Raw genomic sequence first — 23,767 nt, 5'->3', positions numbered from 1 at the left:
ATCACGTCAGGCCTGCCTGACATCTACATCTTGACGCCGTCACGTCCAATGCCCCAACATAAAGGCATCTGGCAGCATTCCGCCAACGCGGCGACTTACCCACAGGTTATCAAGATTGACCGCCCCGCAGGCCGTCGCGTTATACCCGCCAAACCACCTGCGCGGCGGTCCTGCCAGACCCCGCACGCCCGCATTCGCGTGGCACATGACAGGCGGACAACCAGAGCTTGGGGGAGCAGATGAACGAAATCTCGACACTCAATTCCAATCTCCCGTCGGATCCCTCGGCGGAAGATGCCAGCCCCGTCCTGCCCCATAATATCGAGGCAGAACAACAGCTTCTGGGTGCGGTCCTGTCCTCCAACGACGTGCTCGACCGGGTCGATGACCTCGTCAAGCCGGACCATTTCCACGACCCCGTGCATGGCGCGCTCTTCGAGATGGCCGCCGCCCGCATCGCCAAGGGCCTGCAAACCGACGCCACCACGCTCAAGACCTTCGCCACCGACATCCCCGGCCTCGCGGAACTGGGCGGTGCGAATTACCTCGTGAAGCTGCAACTGGCCGCCATCGCGACCTCCGCCGCGCGCGACTATGCGCAATTGATCCATGACCTTGCCGTGCGGCGCGAGTTGATCGACCTGGGCAACCGCGTCTCGGACCGGGCCCGCGCCATGCGCGACGCCGCATCTCCCGACGATCAGATCGTGGAGGCGGAGTCAGAACTCTTCGCGCTGGCCTCCACCGGCTCAACCAACAAAGGGTTCACCTCGTTTCTGGGCGCGCTGCATGACGCCGTGCAGATGGCCAACGCCGCCTACAACCGCAAGGGGCAGCTGGCGGGCATTTCCACCGGATTGACCGACCTCGACCGGATGCTTGGGGGCTTGCATGACAGTGACCTCCTGATCCTCGCGGGCCGTCCGTCGATGGGGAAGACCTCGCTCGCCACCAACATCGCCTTCAACGTCGCCAAGGCCTGGCGCGAAGGCCAGAAGGAAGACGGCACGTCTGGGACCGTGGAGGGCGGCGTCGTGGGGTTCTTCAGCCTTGAGATGTCCTCGGCACAGCTGGCACAACGGGTCTTGTCGGAGGCCGCGGAGATCCCGTCGGAGCTGATCCGCAAAGGCGATCTGAACGAACAGGAATTTCAACGCTACCTCAAGGCGGCGGGCGATCTGGAACGCTGTCCGCTTTATATCGACGACACGCCTGCCCTGCCCATCGCGCAGGTCGCGGCCCGCGCGCGCCGCCTGAAACGCTCGCCCAAGGGGCTGGATCTGTTGATCATCGACTACCTGCAACTTCTGCGCGGCTCGGCCAGCAACCGCGACAACCGCGTGAACGAAATCTCCGAGATCACCCAAGGTCTCAAGGCCATCGCCAAGGAGCTCAACATACCGGTCATCGCGCTGTCGCAGCTATCGCGGCAGGTGGAAAACCGTGAAGACAAGCGCCCGCAACTCAGCGATCTGCGCGAATCCGGCTCGATCGAGCAGGACGCGGATGTGGTGATGTTCGTCTACCGTGGCGAATATTACAAAGAACGCGAGAAGCCGGGCGAAGAAAACCTCGAAGCCATGACCAAGTGGCAGCAGGACATGGAATCGCTGCACGGCAAGGCCGAGGTCATCATCGGCAAGCAACGCCACGGCCCCATCGGCACGGCGGAATTGTCGTTCGAGGGCCGCTTCACCCGTTTCGGCAACCTTGCCAAACCGTGGCAGGGCGACGGCACGCAGGGGTTCTGAGCCGCGCTTCGTGCGCCGCTTACCCCGCCGCTTCGAGGATCTGCACCCGGCTTACCACGCCGCCGGCGCCGTAGACGCGCACCAGAACGAAGCCATTGAAACGGCTGCGAATATTGGCAAGCGAGTGGTGGCCGCGCGCATAGTCGCAGCGCCCCGCAATCATCGCGCGCCGCTCTGGCGTGGTGAAAAACGGATCGACCACATCGCCGTCGGGGTTGCCGAACCGGTGCACATTGGCGCGGTCCTGCTGCACGGCGAGGCAGAAGTCACCGACACTCTGGCCGCGCGAATTGTAGGTATCGTTGGGCGTGATCATGGTGAAATATTCAAACATCAGCCCCTGCGCCAGCGCCGGGGCGGGCACGAGGCCAAGCGCCAGCAGCAGCGCGATCTTGATCGGTTTCATGATAGGGGGCCTCCGAAGGCGAATGGACGACGATCCGGCCACGCTAGGCTTGAGGTCTGCCCAATGACAAGCCATTCCCGTTCAGCGCGCCATGAAGCGCGCGATCTCGGCCAGTAAGTCCTCGGGCACTTCTTCGGGGATGGCGTGGCCGCACTCAAGGGCCACGCCCGTGACGTCCGACGCCTTCTCGGCCCAGGTTGCTACGACGTCATAGGTTTGCCCGACCACGCCCCGCGCGCCCCACACGGCCCAAAGCGGGCACGCCACGCGGGCTGTCGCATCGGCGCGATCATGGTCCAGATCGACGCCCGCCGCCGCGCGGTAATCTTCGCAGATCGCGTGGATCGTCGCGGGGTCGCGGTAGCAGCGCAGGTATTCGGCGATCACCTCTTCGCCGACCGATCCAGGCACCTTCACCTGCCCCGCGATGTGTTTGCGTAGGAAATATTCCGGGTCCGACCCGATCATCCGCTCGGGCAAATCAAAGGGCTGGATCAGGAAGAACCACCAGAAATAGGCCGTGGCAAACGCCTGATCCGTGCGGTCATACATCGTGAGCGTCGGCGCGATATCAAGCACCATGAGCCGCTCTACGGCGTGCGGATGGTCCAGCGCCATCCGGTGCCCAACCCGCCCGCCGCGATCATGGCCGATGACGGAAAACCGCTCAAAACCAAAGCCTTTCATAAGGGCCACATTGTCCGCCGCCATCACCCGTTTCGAATAGGGCAGATGGTCGGCGTCACTCGCGGGCTTGCCGCTGTCGCCGTAGCCGCGCAGATCGGGGGCGACGACGCAATGGCCCTGCGCCACCAGCGCGGGCGCGATCTTGCGCCAGACGACATGAGTCTGCGGATGCCCGTGCAGCAGCAGGATCGGCGGCCCATCACCGCCCACGGCCACATTCAACTCGACCCCCGCAACGGCCACACGGCACAGCTCGAAGCCGTCCAGAAACGCTGACCTCACGGCTCAGCCCTCGGCCACCGCATCGGCAATGGCCGCGCCGCAGGTCGCGGTGTCCGCAGGGCCGCCCAGATCGGGCGTGCGCAGGGCGTCCTCCGCCAGCACCCGCTCGATGGCCGTGACAATCGCCGCCCCGGCCTCCACCGCGCCCAAATGCTCCAACATCATCGCCGCCGCCCAGATCTGGCCAACCGGGTTCGCCACGCCCGTGCCCGCAATGTCGGGGGCTGAACCGTGGACCGGCTCGAACAGAGACGGAAACCGGCCCTCGGGGTTGATATTGCCCGACGGCGCGATCCCGATGGTGCCCGTGCAGGCGGGGCCGAGATCCGACAGGATGTCGCCGAACAGGTTCGAGGCCACGACCACATCGAACCAATCGGGATGCAGCACGAATTGCGCCGTCAGGATGTCGATATGGTACTTGTCGAGCCGGATGTCGGGGTAATCCGCCGCCATCGCCTCCACCCGCTCATCCCAATAGGGCATGGTGATCGAGATCCCGTTGGATTTGGTGGCCGAGGTCAGGTGTCCGCCGCGTTTTCCGGCCAGTTCAAAGGCATAGCGCAGGATGCGGTCTACGCCCGTGCGTGTCATGACTGTTTCTTGTATAACAACTTCGCGGTCGGTGCCGTGGAACATCCGCCCTCCGATCGACGAATATTCGCCTTCGGTGTTCTCGCGCACGATCATCATGTCGATGTCGCCCGGACCCCGCCCCGCCAGGGGCGACCTCACGCCGGGCATGGCGCGCGCGGGGCGCAGGCTGACGTATTGGTCGAAGGCGCGCCGAAACTGGATCAGCGAGCCCCAAAGCGACACATGGTCGGGCACCACATCGGGCCACCCCACCGCCCCGAAAAACAGCGCATCCGACCCGATCAGCCGCTCTTTCCAATCGCCGGGCATCATCTCGCCATGGGCCTGATAATACTCCGCCGACGCGAAATCATGATCGGTGAAGTCCAGACCCAGATCAAAGCGCCGCGCCGCCGCTTCCAGCACGCGCAGGCCCTCGGGCACCACTTCCTTGCCGATCCCGTCGCCCGGGATCACGTCAATCTTCCACCGGTTTCCGCCCATCTCAATCCTCCTGACCTCGCCCGACTGTAGGGGGCGGGTGGGCCGGGCGCCACCATGCCCGTGAGCGTTGCGTGAAAGCAGGCGCGCCTTCCGTTAAGCTACCGTTATTGCGACAGAAAGCGGTATTTTCATCGGCAATAACCCGCCCATGAAATTATGTTGCAGCCGCAACGATATAGGCCCAAACCCGGGCCTTTGCCTGCCATGCGGCGGCCCATTGGCCCAAGATCCTTTGACGCGAGGCCCATCGCGGGCGGATGATCGCAGCACGCCCTTTGCGCTTTTCTCGCATCGGGCCGTTTCGACCCAAAGACCTTTCAAGACCCCGCCTGATTTTTTCCCAGGCCCACCTCCACTTTTTTCTTCGGAGATTTCACATGCCCAAAGACCGTGCAGAAAGCGCCCATCGCTTCCGTATCGAAGCCGCCGATGTGGCCCACAACCGCCCCCACCCCACCCATCAGGCCAACGCAGACGAGGCCCGCTATGGCAGCGCCTGCTATCCGATGAGCTTCACCAAGGGGTTGGAGCACGACGAAGACACCGGCCTTGTCGCGGACCCCGCCGATTTCCTTGCCTTCCGCGCCTGCGTCGACAACGGCTTTGTCGAGCCCTTCACCACCCGTGTGCCGGTGCCAGGCGGCAAGCCCCGCCGCATGTGGGAGGCCCCGACCGCCGGTCTGGTGTTCGAATTGCAGGGCCCCGACCCACAGGCCGTCACGATGCCGCCCGCGCCGGAGCTCTGCTCGGACGAGCTGACCTACGAGATGGCCGAGGTCTATGAGCTTGCGATCCTGCGCGACACGCCTTTCACGGAATTCGAAGGCGCCAGTTCGACCCTCGACCCTTCGATCGGGCGGCTGAACGCGCTTGATTATGCACAGAACAACTTCGCCGAACCCGACGGGACCGTCGGACGCGAACGGCTCGGTGGCCCGATGCTGACCCCGCAAACTGCCTTCCGCGGGTCGGGCCCCGGGGCCGACAAGGGCCCCTACCTGTCGCAATTCATGCTGATCGGGACCATGGACAGGGACACCGAGGTCGGCCCGCAGGACGGCTTGATCCGCTACGGCGCCCAGACCATCAACCAGCGCGTGAGCGAAACGAAACACGGCGACGATTACATGACGACGTGGGGCACGTGGCTTCACGTCCAGAACGGCTTCAACCCCAACGACGACGGGAACAAATGCACACCCAACAGCCGGGGGCAGGTTTTCACCAAAAACACCCGGTTCATCTGCACCCCGCGCGATCTGGCCACCTACGTGCATTTCGATGCGCTCTATCAGGCCTATCTGAACGCCTGCCTGCTGCTTCTCGCGCAGGGCACGCCCTTTGATCCGGCGTTCGACCTGCTCTCCGGGCCGGGCGGGGGCGGCATCATGACCGACGCCTCCAACCCCAACAACAAGGTCGACTACAACGCAGGCGGCTTTGCCCTTTACGGCGGGCCACATATCCTGAGCCTTGTGACCGAGGTAGCAACGCGCGGCCTCAAGGCCGTGCGGTATCAGAAGTTCAACGTCCACCTCCGCCTGCGCCCCGAAGCGCTGGCCGGGCGGCTCGCGCGCGCCACCGAGATCGAAAAGCGGTATCCACAGATCTGCGGCTGCCTGACCAAGATGTGCACGGATCTGGGCGGAATACTGACGGAAATCAAAAAGCGGAATGGGAAGAACGATCCGGTTCTAACGACCGAAAACTACCTCCTGCCAATGGCCTTCGCCGAAGGCTCGCCGATGCACCCGACCTATGGCGCGGGCCACGCCACAGTCGCGGGCGCCTGCGTGACCATGCTCAAGGCGTTTTTCGACACCTCCGCCATCTTCGTGCGCGTGACCGAAAAAGACGGCACGGTTCGGGCGGGTTTCTACAGCAAAGCAAAAATCATCGAAGATGTCTGCTGTGACTTCAAGGTGGAGGCCGGGGCCTATCGCCCGGTTGCGACCAAGAACGAGAAGCACGAAGTCACCGCGTGCAAATTGGAATTCGACAGCTACGGTACGTTCGAGAAAATCGTGACCAAAGCCAAGGGCGACGCGCCCGAGAAATGCCACGCCGTCTATCCCGACGACTGCCGGTGCCCCCTCACCCTCGAAGGTGAGTTGAACAAACTGGCCGCCAATATCTCCATCGGGCGCAACATGGCCGGGGTGCATTATTACTCCGACTATTTCGACAGCGTCCGCATGGGCGAGGACATCGCCATCGGTATCCTTGAAGAACAGGCGCTCGGCTATCAGACGGACCCGTTCGTGATGTCGATCCCGACCTTTGATGGCCAGACCCGGCGCGTGGGCAAACGCTAAGTCCCGGCCAAGGTGCGAGGCGCCCGCAACGCGGCCTCGCACCGCCCTGCGGCGGGGGCCTTCCCTCTGCCCCCGCGCCCGCCGCCTCCCCGCTGCCAGCGCGCGCTTCCGGTCGGCGACCCCGACGGCCGCCCGTTGCGGCGATCGCCCCCCCGCAAAGCCACGCTTACAGCGTCGAAAAATCGACCTGAACGTACAAAAGCGTGGCCCCATCCGCGCTGAAGGTTGTCACCACGTTCATCCCATAGGCCGAGGCTGCAAACGCCCGCCGGATTGGGCCGCGCGTCGGGAAAAGAGGGCCATTTTCGCGAATGCTCCAGCCGCCATGGACCTTCAGCAACCCCTGCGATGATTGATATGGACGGGCCGACGAAAACCCGGGCGATACACCGAGGCCCTGCGCCTCCAGCCAGCTCTGCGCCTCCGAAACGCCACCCCACCCGTGCAGCAGGCGAAAGATGCAGACCTCCGCATCGGCGGCCGCCCGGATGCGGTCCCAATCCATCTCGATCAAATCGCCCCGTACCGTCGCATCCGCCCCCGCTCGCAGGCACGATTGCGCATCGGGAAACCGGATCAGCGCGCGGCGCACGAAGACGCTCTGCTGATGCTCATGTTGCACCGCGTAGGCGGGTGCGCCGGGATCCACCGTACGGACGGAGGCCATCACCAACGACCCCAGCGACACCCCCCACGGCACCAGCAGCCAAAGCGCAAAAGCGATATACCCAAGCTTCATCACCCCGCCGCGCCAAGGCGCGCGAAAGCTATATCCGGCACGCCCGATCACGCGCCCGGCCAGCACCCAGTAGAAGAACAAGAACAGAAACAGCGTGCCGATCAGGCCCTCTACCTGTCCCAAAGCGATGCCCGCGGCCAGCGTGAGCCCAACAAACGGATGGCCCAAGCGTCGCAGCCCGGGATTGCTTCGGGCCAACGCATCAAGACAAAAGAACACCACAGAGAAGGCCATGATCGGTGCCAACACGGCGCCCACAAAGAACAACAGGAACAGGACACGACCCGCCCGATAAGCGGGATGCCCGTCCGCACCGCTCCAAAACAGCGACCCGAGCATCGTCGCCGCAAAAACCGCGACCGTGACGGCAAAAACGATCCGCAGCCCGCGCCAAACCGGCGAATAGGCCTGATTTTCGATCATTCACATCTCCCCGGCTCCAAGCGGCGGCCCCTGTGTCCAGATAAACAGCGCTGCGCCCCCCCAAATGAGGAAATCCTTACCCTGCGCCGTCGCGTCACCGCTCCAAGGGGTCTGTGTTTGAGACCGCACCGCCGGGGAGAAATCCCTAACAATTCGTAAAAAAAAAGGGCATTTTATAACTAAATCAACCACTTAACCCCTGGTTGCAACCTTGCAACCCGGCCCTCCCTTGACCCGCCCGCCCGAAACGCCCATTCCGGCTGCATGGCTTCTGGCACGCTCCATATCGACCTCTCCGCGCTGCGGGCGAATTACACCGCACTGGCCGCCCGGTCGGCGGGCCGCACCGCCGCCGTGGTCAAGGCCGATGGCTACGGTCTGGGCAGCGCCCTTGTCGCACAGACCCTAGCCCGCGCCGGGGCCGATACGTTCTTCGTCGCCACCGCCGAAGAAGGCGCCGTGATCCGCAACGCCCTCGGCCCCGCGCCCACGATCAACGTCTTTTCCGGCCACATGGACGGCGACACGCCCTTGATCCGCGAGGCGGCCCTGACCCCCATGCTCAACAGCCCCGAGCAGATCGCCCGCCACCACGACACACTGCCCGACGCGCCCTATGGCCTGCAGCTCGACACCGGGATGAGCCGCCTTGGCCTGGCCCCCGCCGATTGGCCCTCCGCCCGCAGCCATGCCGAAGAGGCGACGCTGGTGATGTCGCATCTCGCCTGCGCCGACGATCCCGCCCATCCGCAAAACGCCGCGCAGCTTGCCGCATTCGGTGAGATGACCGCAGGCCTCACCGCGCCGAAATCCCTCGCCGCGACCGGTGGCACCCTGATGGGGGCTGCGTATCATTTCGACATGATCCGCCCAGGCATCGGCCTTTACGGCGGGTTTCCTTATGCGGACGCGCAGCCGGTGGTGCGCCTGAGCCTGCCGGTGATCCAGATCCGCGAGATCGCGGCGGGCACATCCGTGGGCTATTCCGCAACCTACGTGGCCGACACGCCCCGCAAGATCGCGACCGTCTCAGCCGGCTATGCCGATGGCCTGATACGTGCGATGTCGTCGCGCGCCACGCTTTGGGACGGCGACACGCCCTGCCCCCTGGTAGGCCGCGTGTCGATGGACCTGCTGACCATCGACGTCACCGAATGCGCCGCGCCGCCCGAGACCCTCGACATTCTCGGCCCGCATCAAAGTGTCGATATTCTCGCGGAGGCCGCAGGCACCATCGGCTACGAAATCCTGACCGCGCTTGGGGCGCGCTACGCCCGCAAGGTGGTTGCATGACACTGTTTGCCCCTTTCGGCGCACTGGGTCGCACGGTCTTGAGCCTTTTGGCCGCCATTGGCCAAGTCACGCTTTTTGCGCTCTCGGCGCTCCGCCATCTCGCCACCCCGCCCTTCTACCTGCGCGAGGTCGTGCAGCAATTCCTGACCATCGGCTGGCTGAGCCTTCCGGTTGTGGGCCTCACCGCACTCTTCACCGGCGGCGCATTGGCGCTGCAGATCTTCGCCGGCGGCGCGCGTTTCAATGCCGAAGCCGTGGTCCCGCAGATCGTCGCCATCGGCATCACCCGCGAGCTTGGCCCGGTCCTGGGTGGCCTGATGGTCGCGGGCCGCGTCGCCTCGGCCATCGCCGCTGAAATCGCCACGATGAGAGTCACCGAACAGATCGACGCATTGCGCACATTATCCACCGATCCGATGAAATACCTCACCATCCCGCGCCTGATCGCCGCGACGTTGTCCTTGCCAATCCTGGTGGCGGTCGGTGACAGCATCGGCATCTTCGGCGGGTACCTCGTCTCGACCTCGCGCCTGGGCTTCAACGAGGCCGCCTATCTCGCCAACACCACCGGCTTTCTCGAAACCTGGGACGTGACCTCCGGCCTCATCAAGGGCGCGGCCTTCGGCTTTATCGTCGCGCTGATGGGCAGCTACCACGGCATGAATTCCGGCCGCGGCGCGCGCGGCGTGGGCCGGGCCACGACACAGGCCGTCGTCTCCGCCTCGATCCTGATCCTGGCCGCCAACTACCTGCTGACGGAGGCCTTCTTCTCCGCCTGACCGCCACGCGCGCCCCTTCCTTGTTTCCAAAATACTCCGGGGGTTTGGGGGCTGGCCCCCAAGACATCCCCACCCCGAAGACCGCAAGAAGCCAAATCCATGCCCGCGAAAATCGCCCTCAATGACCTCAGCAAGCGCTTCGGCGCAAACCACGTCCTCAAGGGCATCTCGCTTGACGTGGCCCAAGGCGAAAGCCTTGTGGTGATCGGCGGCTCGGGCACCGGCAAATCCGTGCTGCTGAAATGCATCCTGGGCCTGCTGACGCCCGACGCGGGCACGATCGAAATCGACGGCGCACCCGCCTCCGCCAAATCCCTCGACCGCTTCGGCATGCTCTTCCAGGGGGCCGCACTTTTCGACTCCATGTCGGTCTGGCAGAACGTCGCCTTTCGCCTGCTGCGCGGCCCCTCTCGCCTGCGACGGGCGGAGGCGCGTGAGATTGCCATTGCAAAGCTCAAACGCGTCGGCCTGCCGCCCGAGACCGCCGATCTCTACCCGTCCGAGCTCTCCGGGGGCATGCAGAAACGCGCGGGCCTGGCCCGCGCCATCGCCGCAGAGCCCGAGATCATCTTCTTCGACGAGCCCACCACCGGCCTCGACCCGATCATGTCCGGCGTGATCAACGACCTGATCCGCGAAATCGTCTCCGAGATGGGCGCAACCACCATCACCATCACCCATGACATGTCCTCCGTGCGCGCCATCGCCACAAGCGTCGCCATGCTCCACGCGGGCGAGATCCGCTGGCATGGGCCCGTGGCCGATCTCGACAGCGCCGGCGATCCCTACCTGCGTCAGTTTATCGAAGGCCGCCCCGACGGTCCGATCGAAACGTTGAGATAGCCCAGGATGGAGAGCTTCGCCGATCTGCCTGCCAATGATGCGCTGTTCCAGTTCAGCCGCTTCACCTGGGCGATGATCTTTCTCGGCGCGGTCGCCCTGCGGCTCCTGCCGGTCCTGATGGCGATCGGGGCGTTGGTGAAATTGCGCGCATTCCCCCAGCTGCGCGCGCTCCATATCCTGCTGCTGATCGAACTGGTCCTGATTGCCGCATTGGCCCTCGCCGATACGTTCGACCTGGTCCCCGGAAGCTATCGCGTCACCGGCCTGTGGTCGTTCCTTTGGGTCTTCGCCATCGCCTGGGCCGCGGTCACCTGGACGCGATCGGCCTGGAAAACCCGCCTGCACCCGCGCTGGATCGACATCGCCACACTCGCTTGCGCCACCGCCGTGATCTTCGCTTTTTCCGCGACCCTTTTGCCCGATGCGCTGACCCTATGACACCCATCGCGCTGATCGAGGCCGCTGCCACCGCGCTCTGGGTCTACGCGGTGCTCACCTTCGCCCATTGGGTGGTGCTGAGCGCGCGCCTCGACCGCCGCCAGCACATCCCCGCCCTGGCCGAGCTTCTGGGCCACCTCGTCCCCGCGATGATCCTTCTGGTGCTGACCGTGCTGGCGGGGGCGTTGATCGGCCTGCCCTCCGTGGTGGCGCTCATTGCGCTGCTGTTTCCGGCGGGCCTTGCCTTTGGCACCCACATGGCCCTGAGCGAGGCGGACCCTCCGCCGCCCGTCGGCCACACCCACGCGCGCCTCGCCCTCACGCTCCTCCTCGCGGCTGCGATCATCTACCGACGTCAGATCACCTGAACGTCACTTCTGATGTCCGTCAGACGTCGGGGCGGGCGGCGCCATGAGGCAAAGCCACCACGACAAGACCCGTCGGCTTTGATACCGCGCGCGCACCCTTTCCCGCAGCCGCCCCCTTGCACCGCCGCGGCTCGACCCCAAGATCAAACCGACACCACGATCAAAGGCCCGCCCATGTCCAAAGCCCTCATCGCCGCCAATCTTTGCCTGCTGGTGCTGTTCCCGGTCTCGTGGGTCGCGCCGCTGATGCGCGCGGGCCTCCTGCCGCTGTTCGGGCTGTCGGAGATCTCGATCCTGTCCGGCCTCGGCGCGTTGACGGAGGATGGGGAATGGGCGCTGGTGGCGATTGTGGCGCTGTTTGCACTGATTGCGCCGATGGTCAAAACCATCTGCCTGACGCTGGTGCAGCTGTCGAAAGCGCCTGCGCGGCTGCTGCCGGCGTTGGAGATCACGGGCAAGCTGGCGATGGCCGACGTGTTCCTGATCGCGGTCTATATCACGCTGGCCAAGGGGCTTGCCGTGGGGCGGGTGGAGACGGCCTGGGGGCTGTGGCTGTTCACGGGCTGCGTGCTGGCCTCGCTGACCATTTCGATGCTGACGAAACGGCAGATCACGGCACATTCTCAAGGTTGAGAAACGGGGTCAAAGCTTTGATCCGAATGGATAGACGGATTTTCGTTTACCGTTTTTCAACTCGCGATCACGGCGCGGAACCGCGCCCCGCGATCACGGCCGCCGCAAACCGCCTTAGAACCGCAGCGCGATCCGCAGCCCGCCCGAGACGGTCCGCATGTCGCCGCCAAGGCCCGAAAGCTCGACACTGATGTCGAGGTTCAGGCCCGACCCCAGCGCCGTCTGGCCGCCGACCTCGACCCGCGCGCTCCAGCCGTCTTCGGCCAGCAGATCCTGGGTCAGCAGGCTTTCGGTGTCGTTGGTCAGGTAATCGGCGTGCAGACCGGCAAAGAGGCCTCCGTCCGGGCCGAGATGGGTCAGGCGACCGCCGAGGGAAAGCTGGCTGAAGCTGACCTCGCTGTCGCAGCCCGCCAGCGTGCCTGCGGTGCCTTCGACCTCTTCCCGGCCATAAATCAGGCCGAGGGTCGGCGTGAGGGTGAAGCCCGGCGCAAGCGCGTAGTCGTAGCCTCCCTCGAAGGTGAGCGCCGCAAGGCGCACGTCCGCCTCGCCCGCGCCGTCATCCACATCGAAGCTGCCCGCGCCGTAGATCAGGCTGGCGGTGCCGCTCCACGCGCCGGAGCGAGAGGCGAAATAAGGCTGGAGGTAGGTGTAATCGCCCGCGACGCTTGTCCCGGCATTCTCGCTCTCGATGCGGGAATGGCCGAGGGAAAGACCGGCCACCATATCCGCCCCGATCTCGATATCGGCGCCGATCTGGATGCCGCCGCCCGAAAGCGTGCCATCGCCGGGGCCGAATTCCGTGCTGCGGAACCAGGTCACTTCGGCCCAGGTATAGAGGTTGTCCATCATGCCGGGCACGCCTGAGGTCGAGACGGTCACGTCGCCCGCGGCGGTCCCGTCGGCGACGCGGGCGATCTCGATACGGGTGTTGCGCGCAGCGGTGGCTGTGGTGGCGTTGAGGGGGTCAAGATCGGAGGGGCGGGACGGCGCGACTGAAAAGTCGGCATCGCCGGTCACGGTAAGGCTATGCGTTCCGAATGACGGTTGATCTAACGGGATGATCACAACGGAGAGTTCACCAGCAGGAACAGAAGCTGTTGCCGAGGAAAACGTGTCGTGGCCTCGGGGACCAAGAGAAAAGGTCGATCCATTGCCGACGGCGGGAGGGTCGTTTGGATCCGTGTCGACAGGAAAAAACGGTGTCTGACGACCGGTGAGTCGGCAAAATCGACCTGTCGGGATCAAGAATAGCGCCGCGCGAAGACGCGCCGCCCGCACCGATGCGGGCGCGCCCGACCAAGTGAGTATCGTTTGCGAACGGACTCCCCGGCTGTGCCAACTGGCGAAGAGGCAAGAACCGGGTACTGGTCCGTGGTCTGCCCCCAAACGAATAAACCGCTTGCCGGTTTCCTTCCCGCCGCGAATGCCGCAACCCTGCCCACGCTCTTCGGTTGATTTTTTTCGCGTTCGGACGCTTCCCCGGCGTCGCGTGGTGTTGTGTCGGCCCGCGACTGGCGAAAGGCTGCCGCGTCCTTGGCAGCAGGCGAGACGACGTTTTTCCGCCCCTTCGTGTGACGCGGATGACACAAGATGTGCCGTAAACCGGGCCAAAGGCGGACGACATCATGTTGCTTGTCTATTTCCCTTGCCCCGCCCCTCGGTTACACCGCCGCCATGGCCAAACCTGTCACCACCTTCACCTGTTCCAAATGCGGCGCGACCCACAAGAAGTGGTCGGGCCGTTGCGACGATTGCGGGGAATGGAACACGATCCGCGAAGAGGCGCCGTTGGGCGCGGGGCCGGGCAAGGCGGCGTTGGGCTCGGCCAAGGGGCGCAAGCTGGCGCTGAAAGACCTGCGCACCAAGGAAACCCCGCCGCCGCGTCAATCGGCGGGTGTGGCGGAGTTGGACCGGGTGTTGGGCGGCGGGTTGGTGCCCGCCTCGGCCACGTTGGTGGGCGGCGATCCGGGGATCGGGAAATCGACGCTTTTGTTGCAGGCGGCGGCGGCATTTGCGCGGCAGGGGTTGAAGGTGGTGTATGTCTCGGGCGAGGAGGCGACGGCACAGGTGCGCATGCGCGCCGAACGCCTTGGCCTGAGCGACAGCGCGGTGATGTTGGCGTCCGAGACCAACCTGCGCGACATCCTCACGACATTGGAGGCGGAGGCGCCGGATCTGGCGATCATCGACTCGATCCAGACGATGTGGCTCGACACCGTCGACAGCGCGCCGGGCAGCGTGTCGCAGGTGCGCGCCTCGGCCCATGAGCTGACGACATTTGCAAAGCGGCGCGGCACGTCGGTGATGTTGGTGGGCCACGTCACCAAGGAGGGCCAGATCGCAGGCCCCCGCGTGGTCGAGCATATGGTCGACACGGTGCTCTATTTCGAGGGCGAGCGCGGGCATCAGTTTCGGATTTTGCGGTCCGTGAAGAACCGCTTTGGCCCCGCCGACGAGATCGGCGTGTTCGAGATGACGGGGCGCGGATTGGCGGAGGTGTCGAACCCCTCGGCGCTGTTCCTGAGCGACCGTGAACAGCCCGCGCCGGGATCGGTGGTGTTTGCGGGCATCGAGGGCACGCGCCCGGTGTTGGTGGAGTTTCAGGCGCTGGTGGCGCCGTCATCGCTCAGCCAGCCGCGGCGCGCAGTGGTGGGCTGGGACGGATCGCGACTGTCCATGATATTGGCGGTGCTGGAGGCGCGGGCGGGCATCACGTTTCAGGGCCTTGATGTGTATCTCAACATCGCGGGCGGCATGCGGATATCGGAACCGGCCGCCGATCTGGCCGTGGCGGCGGCGTTGCTCAGCGCCCGCGAAGACAGCGCGCTGCCGCGCGAAACCGTGGTTTTCGGGGAACTATCGCTCTCGGGTGCGCTCCGTCCGGTGTCTCAGGCGGAAAATCGGTTGAAAGAAGCCCAAAAACTTGGTTTTTCGTCTGCAATTGCACCGGCAGGTTGCCGGATTGCAGATAATGCGGGCGTGACAGTCCAGTCCATGGCGGACCTCCCCACTTTCGTGGGCGACGTCTTCGGGGCAGGATAAGGGCCCCGAAAAAGACGGAGACGAGCAGTGCTGGATGGCTTCACCATTTTCGACGGCGTCGTGGGCGGCGTTATTGTGATATCGGCCATCCTGGCCTATGCGCGCGGGTTTGTCCGTGAGGTCATGTCCATCCTCGGATGGGTCGCCGCGGCGCTTGTGGCCTTCATCTTCGCGCCGAACGCGCTGCCGTTGATCGCCGAAATCCCCGTCCTTGGCGATTTCATCGGCGAAAGCCGCGAATTGGGCATCCTTGCCGCCTTCGGGATCGTGTTTATCCTGGCGCTGGTGGTGGTGTCGCTTTTCACGCCGCTGTTCTCGTCGGTGGTGCAACGCTCGCCCCTGGGCGGGGTCGACGGGGCGCTTGGCTTCCTGTTCGGGGTGGCGCGGGGTGTTTTGCTCGTGGTGGTTGCCCTGATCGCCTATGACCGGATCGTGGGCGACGAGCCGATCCCCGCGATTTCCGACAGCCGCTCGGCCGCCGTTTTCGCGGAATTGCAGGACAACATCGAGGCGCAGATCCCCACGGACATGCCGGACTGGATCCTTGACCGGTACGAGACCTTGGTGGGCAACGTAGGCGCGCCGGTCGAGTAAGGCCGCACCCGTCGCGCTTGGCCCTAGCGTTTGCCCAGGGTCATGGCGATCCCTGCCAGAAGCAGGATCGCCGCCCCGCCCAGATACATGTACAGCCCCGCGCGGATGAAGTCTTCGAGCAGGGTATAGGCCTGTTCGAGGTCCTGGAAATCCACGGTGAACGGCAGGCCGAGATCGGCCTGAAACTCTTCGGCGCGGGTGTAGAAATACACCCCCAACGTCACCGGCGAGAGCCCCGCCAGCAGGCACATCACCCCCGACCCCTGCCCGGCCAGCGCCGTCAGACCGGCCAGACCGGCCGCCGCAAAGCCCCCCAGAAACACCCAGACCTGCCACGGCCCGTCCATGACAAGCTGCTGCAACTGATCACCGATCATCGCGTCGGGCGACAGGTCGGGGCCCGCAAAGGGCGGCTCCAGCCAGGTGACAAAATAGCTTCCCACCATGGCCGCCGCAGCCAGAAGAATGAACAATCGCATGGGCCTGTTCCTATTTGGATTTTGTGCTCGATTGTGCGGCAGACTACCGCAGATTGTGCGCTCGGTCCATCTATCCACAACATCGGCGGGTTTCGCATTGTGATCCTTTCGTGACACCGCCGCCCCATCCCACTATGCAGGGGCCAACCCCGGCACCGGAGATTCGCCCGATGGACGAGACAAACGACCTCCGCCATCCGTTTGACCCGCTCGACGATGACAAACTGCGCGAGGAATGCGGTGTGTTCGGCGTCATTGGCGTCACGGACGCCGCCAATTTCGTGGCTCTCGGCCTCCATGCCCTGCAACATCGCGGGCAGGAGGCGGGCGGCATCGTCACCTGCGATCCCACCAAGACTTTTCATTCCGCCCACCGCTTTGGCCTCGTGCGCGACACCTTCACCAGCCAGAAGGTGATGGAAACACTGCCCGGATCGCTGGGTATCGGGCATGTCCGCTATTCCACCGCCGGATCGAAAGGCGCCACGCAGATCCGCGACGTTCAGCCGTTTTTCGGCGAGTTTTCCATGGGCGGCGCGGCGATTGCCCATAACGGCAATATCGTGAACGCCGACGAATTGCGCCGCGAGTTAATCGAACGCGGATCGATCTTCCAAAGCTCGTCTGACAGCGAATGCATCATCCACCTGATGGCGCGCAGTCTGCAAAAGACCATCCCCGAGCGGATGAAAGACGCCTTGCGTCGTGTCGAAGGCGCGTTTTCCGTCGTGGCCATGACGCGCACCAAATTGATCGGGTGCCGCGACGCGCTTGGGGTGCGCCCGCTGGTCATTGGCAAGATCGGCGATGGCTATGCGCTCAGTTCCGAGACCTGCGGCCTTGACATCATCGGCGCGGAGTACCTGCGCGAGGTCGAGCCCGGCGAGATGGTGGTGATCACCGATAAGGGCATCGAGAGTTTCCATCCGTTCGAGCGGCGCGCGCCCCGGTTCTGCATCTTTGAACACGTGTATTTCAGCCGCCCCGACAGCATTATCGGCGGCCAGTCCGTCTATGAAACCCGCCGTCAGATCGGCGTGGAACTGGCCAAGGAAACGCCCGTTGAGGCCGATCTGGTCTGCCCTGTTCCCGACAGCGGCACGCCTGCCGCCATCGGCTACAGCCAGCAATCGGGCATTCCCTATGCGATGGGCATCATCCGTAACCAATACATGGGCCGCACCTTCATCGAGCCGACCGAGCAGATCCGTAACATGGGTGTGCGGCTGAAGCTGAACGTCAACCGCGCGCTGATCAAAGGCAAGCGGGTGATCCTCGTCGATGACAGCGTCGTACGCGGCACCACCTCGCGCAAGATCAAGGAGATGATCCTAGATGCGGGCGCGGCGGAGGTGCATTTCCGCATCGCCTCGCCGCCCACCGCATGGCCCTGTTTCTACGGCGTCGACACGCCACAGCGCGAGAAGCTGCTGGCCGCGACCATGTCCGAGGAAGAGATGCGGATGCATCTGGGCGTGGACAGCCTGCGGTTCATTTCACTCGATGGGCTGTACCGCGCCGTGGGCGTTGCCGAGGGGCGCGATCCGGCCAAGCCCGCGTATTGCGATGCCTGCTTCTCGGGCGTCTATCCGGTGCGCCCCACCGACCAGCTCGCGAAAGGGTTCCAGCTGGTGGAGGCCGCGGAATGATCGGCAAGCTGTTCCGTCGGACCCGCCCCCCTGCCCCGGCACTGCCGGAGGCGGAGCTGGCCCGCCGTCTGACCGACCGCGCCTATCAATGTACCTGCTGCGGCACGGTTCTGCGCGCCGCCGATGGGGCCGTTCGGCCCGAGGCGCCGTTCGGGTGGAAAAACCCGCCAGACGCCAAGGACGATGAGACGTTCGAGTTGGGCTACATGGAAATGCTGACCCAGAGTTACGCGCGGCGGGACGGCAATTTCCTGGTGCGGGCGTTCCTGCCGATCCCGGTGATCGGGACTGAAAGCGAAGTGTTTCTGGGGGTCTGGGCCAGTTTGTCGTCTGGCCACCACGCCCGGTTCCGCTCGCTTCAGGCGCGCGGCGAGGCGCAGACCCTGGGCGAGCAATTGTCCTGGCTCTATACGCAGGTGCCGCCGATTTCAGGGCCGCTCCTGACCAAGGGGACGCTGGTGCCCTATTCCGACGGGCGCACGCCTCTGTACTGGATTACTGACGAGAAGCACCCGTTTTTTGCCGCCCAACGCGACGGGATGCGGGCCGGAGATATCCTTGATCTCTACGAGGTCATGGGCTGCGAAGAGATGGTCAAGCACCTCAAGGCGTGAGCCGCGCGGTATGCGCACCTGCCCTGCTTTGGGCCCCTCCCCCGACAAACGAAAACGCGCCGCCCGGTTGCCGGGGCGGCGCGCGTGGATGGAACGTGCGTGGCGTGGCTTAGCGGCGCGACAGCGCGGCCCAGGCCCCCGTCACGATCAGCGCGGCGACGACGGCCTTCACCGCGTCACCCGCGAGGAACGGCGAGATGAAATAGGCCCAGTAGTAGCCAACGCCTTGCGCGAGCCAGCCGCCTTCGATCCCGATGACGCTACCGAGGACCATCGGCCAGGCGATGCCCGGGACATACAGCAGAGCCGAGATCACGACGGCGCTCATCGCGGTGCCGAGGAAACCCTTGGCGAGGCCCCGTTCCGCGGCCCAACCGGCGGCCCATGCCATGAACACAAAGCCGATGAGGAAACCTGCGGTCGGCCCAACGAAGGCCGCGACGCCAAGCGCCGTGGTGGGCGTGAACACCGGCAGGCCCATCGCGCCCTGCGCGAGGTAAGCCAGGAGCGTCACCGCACCGAGGCGCGAGCCGTAGGCGAAGCCGACCATGAGGATCGCCAAGGTCTGCAACGTCATCGGCACGGGCAGCATCGGCACCGAGATCTTTGCGGCCAGCGCGATGAAGAGCGAGCCACCAATGACCAGCAGCGCTTTGCGCAGCAAGCCCTCCTGCCCAAGCGTTGCGGAAAGAAGTGTCATGTCCCGGCCCATATCTGTGGCTCCTTGTCCCTTTGGGTGGCGTGTGGACGCCTGTTGCCTGATGGTATTCCTCTGCGGCGCGGCGAAGTCAACAGATCGCGCGCTCTTGCGCTTTGCGCGGCCCGCGGGCTATGCCCCCGCCATGACCCAAAAGCCGCTTGAAAACCGTATCGCCCTTGTCACCGGAGCCTCCCGCGGGCTTGGGGCCGCGTCCGCCGAATGGCTGGCCGCGCAGGGCGCCCATGTCGTCGCCGTCGCCCGCACCATTGGCGGGCTGGAGGAGCTTGATGACCGGATCAAGGCGGCGGGCGGGCAAGCCACGCTTGCGAAGATGGACCTGACCGATGATGACGCGATCGCGCATCTGTGCCGGTCGCTCCATGACCGCTGGGGCCGGGCCGACATCTGGGTGCACGCGATGATCCATGTCACCGCGCTGACGCCTGCGCCGCATATTCAGGCCAAGGACCTCGACAAGGTGATCGCTGCGAACATCCGGGCGTTTTCGCGCCTGCTGACGAATATCGAGCCGCTGATCCTGCCCTCGGATGCGCCGCAGGCGGTGTTCTTCGATGACGATTGGGACGAGAAATTCGCCGGGGCCTATGCGATGTCGAAGGCCGCGCAACGTGCGCTGGTGCAGTGCTGGCAGGCCGAGAGCGTGAAGGCGCCGCTGAACGTGCATCTGCTGCGGCCCGCGCCGATGCACACGGCCACGCGGGCGCGGTTCTATCCCGGGGAAGATCGCAGCAAACTGGCCGATCCGCGGGCCGAGGCCGCGCGTTTGCTGGCCCCTGCGCTGCTGTGATCTAGGCCGGTTTCTCGTCCGAGGCCGCCGCTTCCATTGCATTGGCCATGGCCTCCGCGCGGGCCGTCAATTCCGCCAGACCATCGGTCAGGGCATCGGGCAGTTCCGTGCGTGGCCCGGCCTCCTGCAATTCAGAGATCCGGCGCGCGCGGTCGGCCAGCCGTTCCTCCGCCGAGCGCAGGGCCTTGTCCTGCGTCGTGATCCGGTCTTGCAGCCCGCGCAGATCATCCTCAAGCGCCGCCGTCTTGTCGGCCAGCATCAGCCCCGCCATCAACAGCATCCGCTCCGGCGGCATCCGCCCGATCTGCCCCAGCACCACAGCCGCTTCGGTGTCCAGCATCTTGGCCGCCGCGTGCAGGTAGCGTTCCTCGCCCTCCTGGCAGGCGACGCTGAACGCGCGGCCTCCGATTTCGATATCAACCTCAGGCATGGGCGCTTCCTCCGCCGGCCGCAGGGGGGCCGGATTCCACATCTGCAATGATCCGGTCCAACTCGGCGGCATCCGCCGCGCGCAATTGGCGCAACGCTTCCAGTTCCGACACCAGACCCTGTTCGACCTCGGCGGCATCCGCGCCGCTGTTGACGATGGCGAGCTGTGCGGCGAGGTCTTCGGCGCGGGTTTTCATCATCCGCAACTGGGCGCGCAATTCCAACACGCGCTCGTCGGGGGTCTGGCCCATCGCTTCGCGCAATTCATCGGCGATATCGACCGCACGGTCGCAGGCGATGCGCGCCTCGTCACGCTCGGCGCGGGCGCGCTCCACGCGGCGGGTCATGATCACAAGCGCCTTTTCCATATCCTCGGTATCCGGGTCATCCTCGTCATCGAAAGATGCGCCCGTCGCGACCGGTTCCTGCGATGCAGTGGCCGACACCTCGGCGCGCGCCTGCGTCAAGGCCGCGTCCTTCTCCGCCAATTCCGCTTCGCGCTGCGTCAGCAGGTCCTGCGCCAGGGTGCGCGAGGCCTCCGCCTCGGCCAGCCGCGCTTCCAGGTCGGCCAAAGCCGACATATCCGGCGCGGCCTCCGTGGGCGCGGTTGCGGTCTCCAGATCGGAGCGCGCGCTGGCAAGATCGGCGGTCGTCTCGCGCAATGCGTCCTGCGTCTCGGCCAATTGCGATTCCAGCATGCCGACACGTTCGGACAATTCACTGGCGCGCGCTTCGGCCTCCTCGCGGGCCGATTGCACTGCGCCAACATCCGGCGCAGCGTCCGCCGCCCGCACAAGGGCCGCCTGACCCGATGCGATCCGGTCGAGCGCGGTTGCAAGGCGCGCCTCCAATTCCGTCAGTTTTTCGAACTCGGCACTGTCGCCCATCGCCGCCTTTGCCCCCTCGTCGTCGCAGACCCTTACGGGCGCCGCACACTTGCCTCGATTGCCACGATGCCTGCCGGGTCGATCCCGGTCTGATACGCACCGATTGCGTGCCCTGCCTGTGGCACATCTACATTTGGGGGTCAAACCGCGCCGATTTGCAAGGTTTTCCACACCCCACCCGCCAAAATACGCTGAATTCAGCCACGATCCGACGGTGCATCACCTTGCACTCGCGCGGCGCGGTGCTATCACGCTGGCGAGTTTGCGGGGACGGCCCCGCGCCCGTTGCTGCCAAAAGGAATGCCCGCACCATGGATATCGCCGCCCTCGCCGCCCGCAATCCCGACCATTGGGCGCGCGCCGCCTGCATCCGCACGCTGACGCTCGATGCCGTGGCGGCGGCGAATTCGGGCCATTCCGGGATGCCGATGGGCATGGCCGATGTGGCGACGGTTCTGTTTGACAAACATCTCAGCTTTGACGCGAGCGCGCCGGATTGGCCGAACCGGGATCGCTTTATCCTGTCGGCGGGGCACGGCTCGATGTTGATCTATGCGCTTTTGTACCTGACGGGGTATAAGGCGATGACGCTGGAGCAGGTGAAGAATTTCCGGCAATTGGGGTCGATCACCGCAGGCCACCCGGAATACGGCCATGTGCCCGGCGTCGAGACGACGACCGGCCCGCTGGGGCAAGGCATTGCCAATGCGGTGGGGTTCGCTATGGCCGAGGAAAGCCTGCGCGCGCGCTGGGGCAAGCGCGTCATCGACCACCACACCTATTGCATCGTGGGCGATGGCTGCTTGATGGAGGGCATCAGCCAGGAGGCGATCGCGCTGGCCGGTCGGCAGGAATTGAGCCGCCTGATCGTGATGTGGGACGACAACGGCATCACCATCGACGGCAACGTGGCGATGTCGGATGTGACCGATCAGAAGGCGCGCTTTGCGGCGTCGGGTTGGGATGTGTTCGACTGCGACGGCCATGACGCGGACGACATCGACCGGGCGTTGACCGAGGCCAAGGCCTCCAAGCGGCCCGCGATGATCGCCTGCAAGACGCATATCGCCATCGGATCAAGCGCGCAGGACACCGCCAAGGGCCACGGTGCCCTGACCGATCCGCAGCTGGTCGCCGATACCAAGGCGGCCTACGGCTGGAGCCATGGCGCGTTCGAGATCCCCGCCGATCTGAAGGCCTGGTGGGAAGCGGTTGGCGCCAGGGGGGCTTCGGCCCATGCCGAGTGGCAGGCCGGTTTTGACGCCCTTTCCGCAGGCAAGAAGGCGGAGTTCGAGCGGGCCTTTGCGGGTGAAATGCCCAAGAAGCTGTCGGCGGCGATCAAGGCGTTGAAAAAGCAGGTCTCCGAAGAGCAGCCCAAGGTCGCGACCCGCAAGGCGAGCCAGATGGCGTTGGAAGTGATCAACGGCGTGGTGCCCGAGACGCTTGGCGGATCGGCGGACCTGACCGGTTCGAACCTGACCAATACGCCGGACCTGGGCACGTTCACGCCCGACGATCGCAAGGGCCGCCATATCCATTACGGCATCCGCGAACATGCGATGGCGGCGGCGATGAACGGGATGGCGTTGCATGGCGGCGTGAAGCCCTATGGCGGCACGTTCTTTACCTTCACCGATTATGCGCGGCCTGCAATGCGGTTGTCGGCGTTGATGAAGATCGCGCCGGTCTATGTGATGACCCATGACAGCATCGGTGTGGGCGAGGATGGCCCGACGCACCAGCCGGTGGAGCATCTGGCGATGTTGCGCGCGACGCCGAACATGAACGTGTTCCGCCCTGCCGATGCGGTGGAAACGGCGGAGGCGTGGGAGATTGCGTTGACGTCGCGCGAGACGCCGTCGACGCTGGCGCTGTCGCGGCAGGGGTTGCCGACGCTCCGGACCGAGCACAAGACGAAGAACCTGACCGAGCAAGGCGCCTATGTGCTGGCCGATTCAGACGGGAAACGTCAGGCGATCTTGATGGCGACGGGATCCGAGGTGGCGATTGCGATGGAAGCGCGGGATCTGTTGCAGGCCGAGGGGATCGGGACGCGGGTCGTGTCGATGCCGTGTTGGGAATTGTTCGAGGAAACCGACGAGCGGTATCGCAAGCGGGTGCTGCCGGGCGGGCCGGTGCGCGTGGCGGTGGAGGCCGCGATCCGGTTCGGTTGGGACCGATGGCTTTACGGCGAGCGTGGCAAGCGCGAGAAGTCGGGCTTTGTCGGCATGCATGATTTCGGGGCGTCGGCGCCTGCAGGGGAATTGTACGCCCATTTCGGGATCACGGCGGAGGCTGTGGCGGCGAAGGTGAAATCGCTTTTGAAGTGATGGGTCCGGGCGCGCGTTGAGGGGGCCGCACGCCGCCCCGAGCGCCCGCGCGCGGCCGGTGGAGCGCCAGCCTCCGGCGGGAGTATTTTTGAAACAAGGAAGACAGGGACGCGCCCGGTTGCAAGGTTGCAACCGGGGGTCATGCCATTGGAAAGGCTGGATAATGCGGTTTTCGTTAAGGTCTTGTTAGTGACCTTG

At 65.0% G+C, this 23,767-nt stretch carries 23 protein-coding genes; 14 read left to right on the top strand and 9 right to left on the bottom strand.

Annotated features, from left to right (window positions below; all coding sequences use genetic code 11):
* Positions 1-239: 239 nt before the first annotated feature.
* Positions 240-1,751 (top strand): replicative DNA helicase, encoded by a 1,512-nt coding sequence (locus tag V8J83_RS01595; protein ID WP_339982759.1) that lies wholly within the window; start codon positions 240-242, stop codon positions 1,749-1,751.
* A 19-nt stretch (positions 1,752-1,770) separates the two neighbouring features.
* On the opposite strand, the gene V8J83_RS01590 is transcribed toward V8J83_RS01595, so the two are convergent.
* The 3 genes from V8J83_RS01590 to V8J83_RS01580 form a co-directional block, all read right to left on the bottom strand.
* Complete coding sequence (locus V8J83_RS01590; RefSeq protein WP_339982757.1) at positions 1,771-2,157, bottom strand: hypothetical protein; 387 nt, start codon at positions 2,155-2,157, stop codon at positions 1,771-1,773.
* A gap of 81 nt (positions 2,158-2,238) precedes the next feature.
* On the bottom strand, positions 2,239-3,126 hold the full coding sequence (locus V8J83_RS01585; RefSeq protein ID WP_339982754.1) for an alpha/beta fold hydrolase: 888 nt from the start codon (positions 3,124-3,126) through the stop codon (positions 2,239-2,241).
* 3 nt (positions 3,127-3,129) lie between these two features.
* Positions 3,130-4,206: a tartrate dehydrogenase gene (locus tag V8J83_RS01580; RefSeq protein ID WP_339982751.1), complete on the bottom strand. Its 1,077-nt coding sequence runs from the start codon at positions 4,204-4,206 to the stop codon at positions 3,130-3,132.
* A gap of 377 nt (positions 4,207-4,583) precedes the next feature.
* Between V8J83_RS01580 and V8J83_RS01575 the strand changes: the two genes are divergently transcribed.
* Complete coding sequence (locus tag V8J83_RS01575; RefSeq protein WP_339982749.1) at positions 4,584-6,521, top strand: phosphatase PAP2 family protein; 1,938 nt, start codon at positions 4,584-4,586, stop codon at positions 6,519-6,521.
* Positions 6,522-6,687: 166 nt separating this feature from the next.
* On the opposite strand, the gene V8J83_RS01570 is transcribed toward V8J83_RS01575, so the two are convergent.
* A complete protein-coding gene (locus tag V8J83_RS01570; RefSeq protein ID WP_339982747.1) occupies positions 6,688-7,683 on the bottom strand; it encodes a hypothetical protein in 996 nt (331 codons plus the stop codon).
* Between the two features lie 264 nt (positions 7,684-7,947).
* Between V8J83_RS01570 and alr the strand changes: the two genes are divergently transcribed.
* From alr to V8J83_RS01540, 6 genes are all read left to right on the top strand, one after another.
* On the top strand, positions 7,948-8,976 hold the full coding sequence (alr, locus tag V8J83_RS01565) for an alanine racemase (protein WP_339982745.1): 1,029 nt from the start codon (positions 7,948-7,950) through the stop codon (positions 8,974-8,976).
* On the top strand, positions 8,973-9,755 hold the full coding sequence (locus V8J83_RS01560) for an MlaE family ABC transporter permease (protein ID WP_339982743.1): 783 nt from the start codon (positions 8,973-8,975) through the stop codon (positions 9,753-9,755). The genes alr and V8J83_RS01560 overlap by 4 nt, the downstream gene beginning before the upstream one ends.
* Positions 9,756-9,854: 99 nt before the next feature.
* On the top strand, positions 9,855-10,598 hold the full coding sequence (locus V8J83_RS01555; protein ID WP_339982741.1) for an ABC transporter ATP-binding protein: 744 nt from the start codon (positions 9,855-9,857) through the stop codon (positions 10,596-10,598).
* Positions 10,599-10,604: 6 nt separating this feature from the next.
* On the top strand, positions 10,605-11,036 hold the full coding sequence (locus V8J83_RS01550; RefSeq protein ID WP_339982739.1) for a hypothetical protein: 432 nt from the start codon (positions 10,605-10,607) through the stop codon (positions 11,034-11,036).
* Complete coding sequence (locus tag V8J83_RS01545; protein WP_339982737.1) at positions 11,033-11,404, top strand: hypothetical protein; 372 nt, start codon at positions 11,033-11,035, stop codon at positions 11,402-11,404. The genes V8J83_RS01550 and V8J83_RS01545 overlap by 4 nt, the downstream gene beginning before the upstream one ends.
* Before the next feature lie 174 nt (positions 11,405-11,578).
* Positions 11,579-12,037: a paraquat-inducible protein A gene (locus V8J83_RS01540; RefSeq protein ID WP_339982735.1), complete on the top strand. Its 459-nt coding sequence runs from the start codon at positions 11,579-11,581 to the stop codon at positions 12,035-12,037.
* Between the two features lie 114 nt (positions 12,038-12,151).
* Here V8J83_RS01540 and V8J83_RS01535 read toward each other — a convergent pair whose 3' ends face one another.
* Complete coding sequence (locus tag V8J83_RS01535) at positions 12,152-13,054, bottom strand: autotransporter outer membrane beta-barrel domain-containing protein (RefSeq protein WP_339982732.1); 903 nt, start codon at positions 13,052-13,054, stop codon at positions 12,152-12,154.
* Positions 13,055-13,711: 657 nt separating this feature from the next.
* Between V8J83_RS01535 and radA the strand changes: the two genes are divergently transcribed.
* Positions 13,712-15,079: a DNA repair protein RadA gene (gene radA, locus V8J83_RS01530; RefSeq protein ID WP_339982730.1), complete on the top strand. Its 1,368-nt coding sequence runs from the start codon at positions 13,712-13,714 to the stop codon at positions 15,077-15,079.
* Between the two features lie 30 nt (positions 15,080-15,109).
* On the top strand, positions 15,110-15,673 hold the full coding sequence (locus tag V8J83_RS01525) for a CvpA family protein (protein WP_339985935.1): 564 nt from the start codon (positions 15,110-15,112) through the stop codon (positions 15,671-15,673).
* 23 nt (positions 15,674-15,696) lie between these two features.
* Here V8J83_RS01525 and V8J83_RS01520 read toward each other — a convergent pair whose 3' ends face one another.
* On the bottom strand, positions 15,697-16,152 hold the full coding sequence (locus tag V8J83_RS01520) for a hypothetical protein (protein ID WP_339982728.1): 456 nt from the start codon (positions 16,150-16,152) through the stop codon (positions 15,697-15,699).
* Between the two features lie 170 nt (positions 16,153-16,322).
* Here V8J83_RS01520 and purF point away from each other — a divergent pair, with 170 nt between their 5' ends.
* Both purF and V8J83_RS01510 read left to right on the top strand, forming a co-directional pair.
* The gene (gene purF / locus V8J83_RS01515) at positions 16,323-17,801 is read left to right on the top strand and encodes an amidophosphoribosyltransferase (RefSeq protein ID WP_339982726.1); all 1,479 of its coding nucleotides are present in this window, start codon (positions 16,323-16,325) and stop codon (positions 17,799-17,801) included.
* Positions 17,798-18,415 carry a DUF2199 domain-containing protein gene (locus V8J83_RS01510; RefSeq protein ID WP_339982724.1) on the top strand — a complete coding sequence of 206 codons (618 nt, stop codon included), beginning with the start codon at positions 17,798-17,800 and terminating at the stop codon, positions 18,413-18,415. Before purF ends, V8J83_RS01510 begins: the two co-directional genes overlap by 4 nt.
* Positions 18,416-18,524: 109 nt before the next feature.
* On the opposite strand, the gene V8J83_RS01505 is transcribed toward V8J83_RS01510, so the two are convergent.
* Positions 18,525-19,115, bottom strand: coding sequence for a biotin transporter BioY (locus V8J83_RS01505; RefSeq protein WP_339982721.1), 591 nt, complete (start codon positions 19,113-19,115; stop codon positions 18,525-18,527).
* A 142-nt stretch (positions 19,116-19,257) separates the two neighbouring features.
* Here V8J83_RS01505 and V8J83_RS01500 point away from each other — a divergent pair, with 142 nt between their 5' ends.
* Positions 19,258-19,923, top strand: a complete 666-nt coding sequence (locus tag V8J83_RS01500) for an SDR family NAD(P)-dependent oxidoreductase (protein ID WP_339982719.1) — start codon at positions 19,258-19,260, stop codon at positions 19,921-19,923.
* A 1-nt stretch (position 19,924) separates the two neighbouring features.
* On the opposite strand, the gene V8J83_RS01495 is transcribed toward V8J83_RS01500, so the two are convergent.
* Together V8J83_RS01495 and V8J83_RS01490 are read right to left on the bottom strand one after the other, a co-directional pair.
* Positions 19,925-20,353, bottom strand: a complete 429-nt coding sequence (locus V8J83_RS01495) for a cell division protein ZapA (RefSeq protein WP_339982717.1) — start codon at positions 20,351-20,353, stop codon at positions 19,925-19,927.
* Positions 20,346-21,239, bottom strand: coding sequence for a coiled-coil domain-containing protein (locus V8J83_RS01490; protein ID WP_339982715.1), 894 nt, complete (start codon positions 21,237-21,239; stop codon positions 20,346-20,348). Before V8J83_RS01490 ends, V8J83_RS01495 begins: the two co-directional genes overlap by 8 nt.
* Positions 21,240-21,550: 311 nt before the next feature.
* Between V8J83_RS01490 and tkt the strand changes: the two genes are divergently transcribed.
* Positions 21,551-23,569 (top strand): transketolase, encoded by a 2,019-nt coding sequence (tkt, locus tag V8J83_RS01485; RefSeq protein ID WP_339982713.1) that lies wholly within the window; start codon positions 21,551-21,553, stop codon positions 23,567-23,569.
* Positions 23,570-23,767: the final 198 nt, after the last annotated feature.

The organism is Gymnodinialimonas ulvae, from assembly GCF_037543845.1.
GTDB classification, from domain to species: Bacteria; Pseudomonadota; Alphaproteobacteria; order Rhodobacterales; family Rhodobacteraceae; genus Gymnodinialimonas; species Gymnodinialimonas ulvae.
This window is presented reverse-complemented; position numbering and strand designations above follow the sequence as displayed.

Bases quoted from the DNA above. Each gene is read 5' to 3' on its own strand.
- V8J83_RS01595 (WP_339982759.1), top strand. From the start codon at position 240: ATGAACGAAATCTCGACACTCAATTCCAATCTCCCGTCGGATCCCTCG.
- V8J83_RS01590 (WP_339982757.1), bottom strand. From the start codon at position 2,157: ATGAAACCGATCAAGATCGCGCTGCTGCTGGCGCTTGGCCTCGTGCCC.
- V8J83_RS01580 (WP_339982751.1), bottom strand. From the start codon at position 4,206: ATGGGCGGAAACCGGTGGAAGATTGACGTGATCCCGGGCGACGGGATC.
- V8J83_RS01575 (WP_339982749.1), top strand. From the start codon at position 4,584: ATGCCCAAAGACCGTGCAGAAAGCGCCCATCGCTTCCGTATCGAAGCC.
- V8J83_RS01570 (WP_339982747.1), bottom strand. From the start codon at position 7,683: ATGATCGAAAATCAGGCCTATTCGCCGGTTTGGCGCGGGCTGCGGATC.
- alr (WP_339982745.1), top strand. From the start codon at position 7,948: ATGGCTTCTGGCACGCTCCATATCGACCTCTCCGCGCTGCGGGCGAAT.
- V8J83_RS01560 (WP_339982743.1), top strand. From the start codon at position 8,973: ATGACACTGTTTGCCCCTTTCGGCGCACTGGGTCGCACGGTCTTGAGC.
- V8J83_RS01555 (WP_339982741.1), top strand. From the start codon at position 9,855: ATGCCCGCGAAAATCGCCCTCAATGACCTCAGCAAGCGCTTCGGCGCA.
- V8J83_RS01550 (WP_339982739.1), top strand. From the start codon at position 10,605: ATGGAGAGCTTCGCCGATCTGCCTGCCAATGATGCGCTGTTCCAGTTC.
- V8J83_RS01545 (WP_339982737.1), top strand. From the start codon at position 11,033: ATGACACCCATCGCGCTGATCGAGGCCGCTGCCACCGCGCTCTGGGTC.
- V8J83_RS01540 (WP_339982735.1), top strand. From the start codon at position 11,579: ATGTCCAAAGCCCTCATCGCCGCCAATCTTTGCCTGCTGGTGCTGTTC.
- radA (WP_339982730.1), top strand. From the start codon at position 13,712: ATGGCCAAACCTGTCACCACCTTCACCTGTTCCAAATGCGGCGCGACC.
- V8J83_RS01520 (WP_339982728.1), bottom strand. From the start codon at position 16,152: ATGCGATTGTTCATTCTTCTGGCTGCGGCGGCCATGGTGGGAAGCTAT.
- purF (WP_339982726.1), top strand. From the start codon at position 16,323: ATGGACGAGACAAACGACCTCCGCCATCCGTTTGACCCGCTCGACGAT.
- V8J83_RS01510 (WP_339982724.1), top strand. From the start codon at position 17,798: ATGATCGGCAAGCTGTTCCGTCGGACCCGCCCCCCTGCCCCGGCACTG.
- V8J83_RS01505 (WP_339982721.1), bottom strand. From the start codon at position 19,115: ATGACACTTCTTTCCGCAACGCTTGGGCAGGAGGGCTTGCTGCGCAAA.
- V8J83_RS01500 (WP_339982719.1), top strand. From the start codon at position 19,258: ATGACCCAAAAGCCGCTTGAAAACCGTATCGCCCTTGTCACCGGAGCC.
- V8J83_RS01495 (WP_339982717.1), bottom strand. From the start codon at position 20,353: ATGCCTGAGGTTGATATCGAAATCGGAGGCCGCGCGTTCAGCGTCGCC.
- V8J83_RS01490 (WP_339982715.1), bottom strand. From the start codon at position 21,239: ATGGGCGACAGTGCCGAGTTCGAAAAACTGACGGAATTGGAGGCGCGC.
- tkt (WP_339982713.1), top strand. From the start codon at position 21,551: ATGGATATCGCCGCCCTCGCCGCCCGCAATCCCGACCATTGGGCGCGC.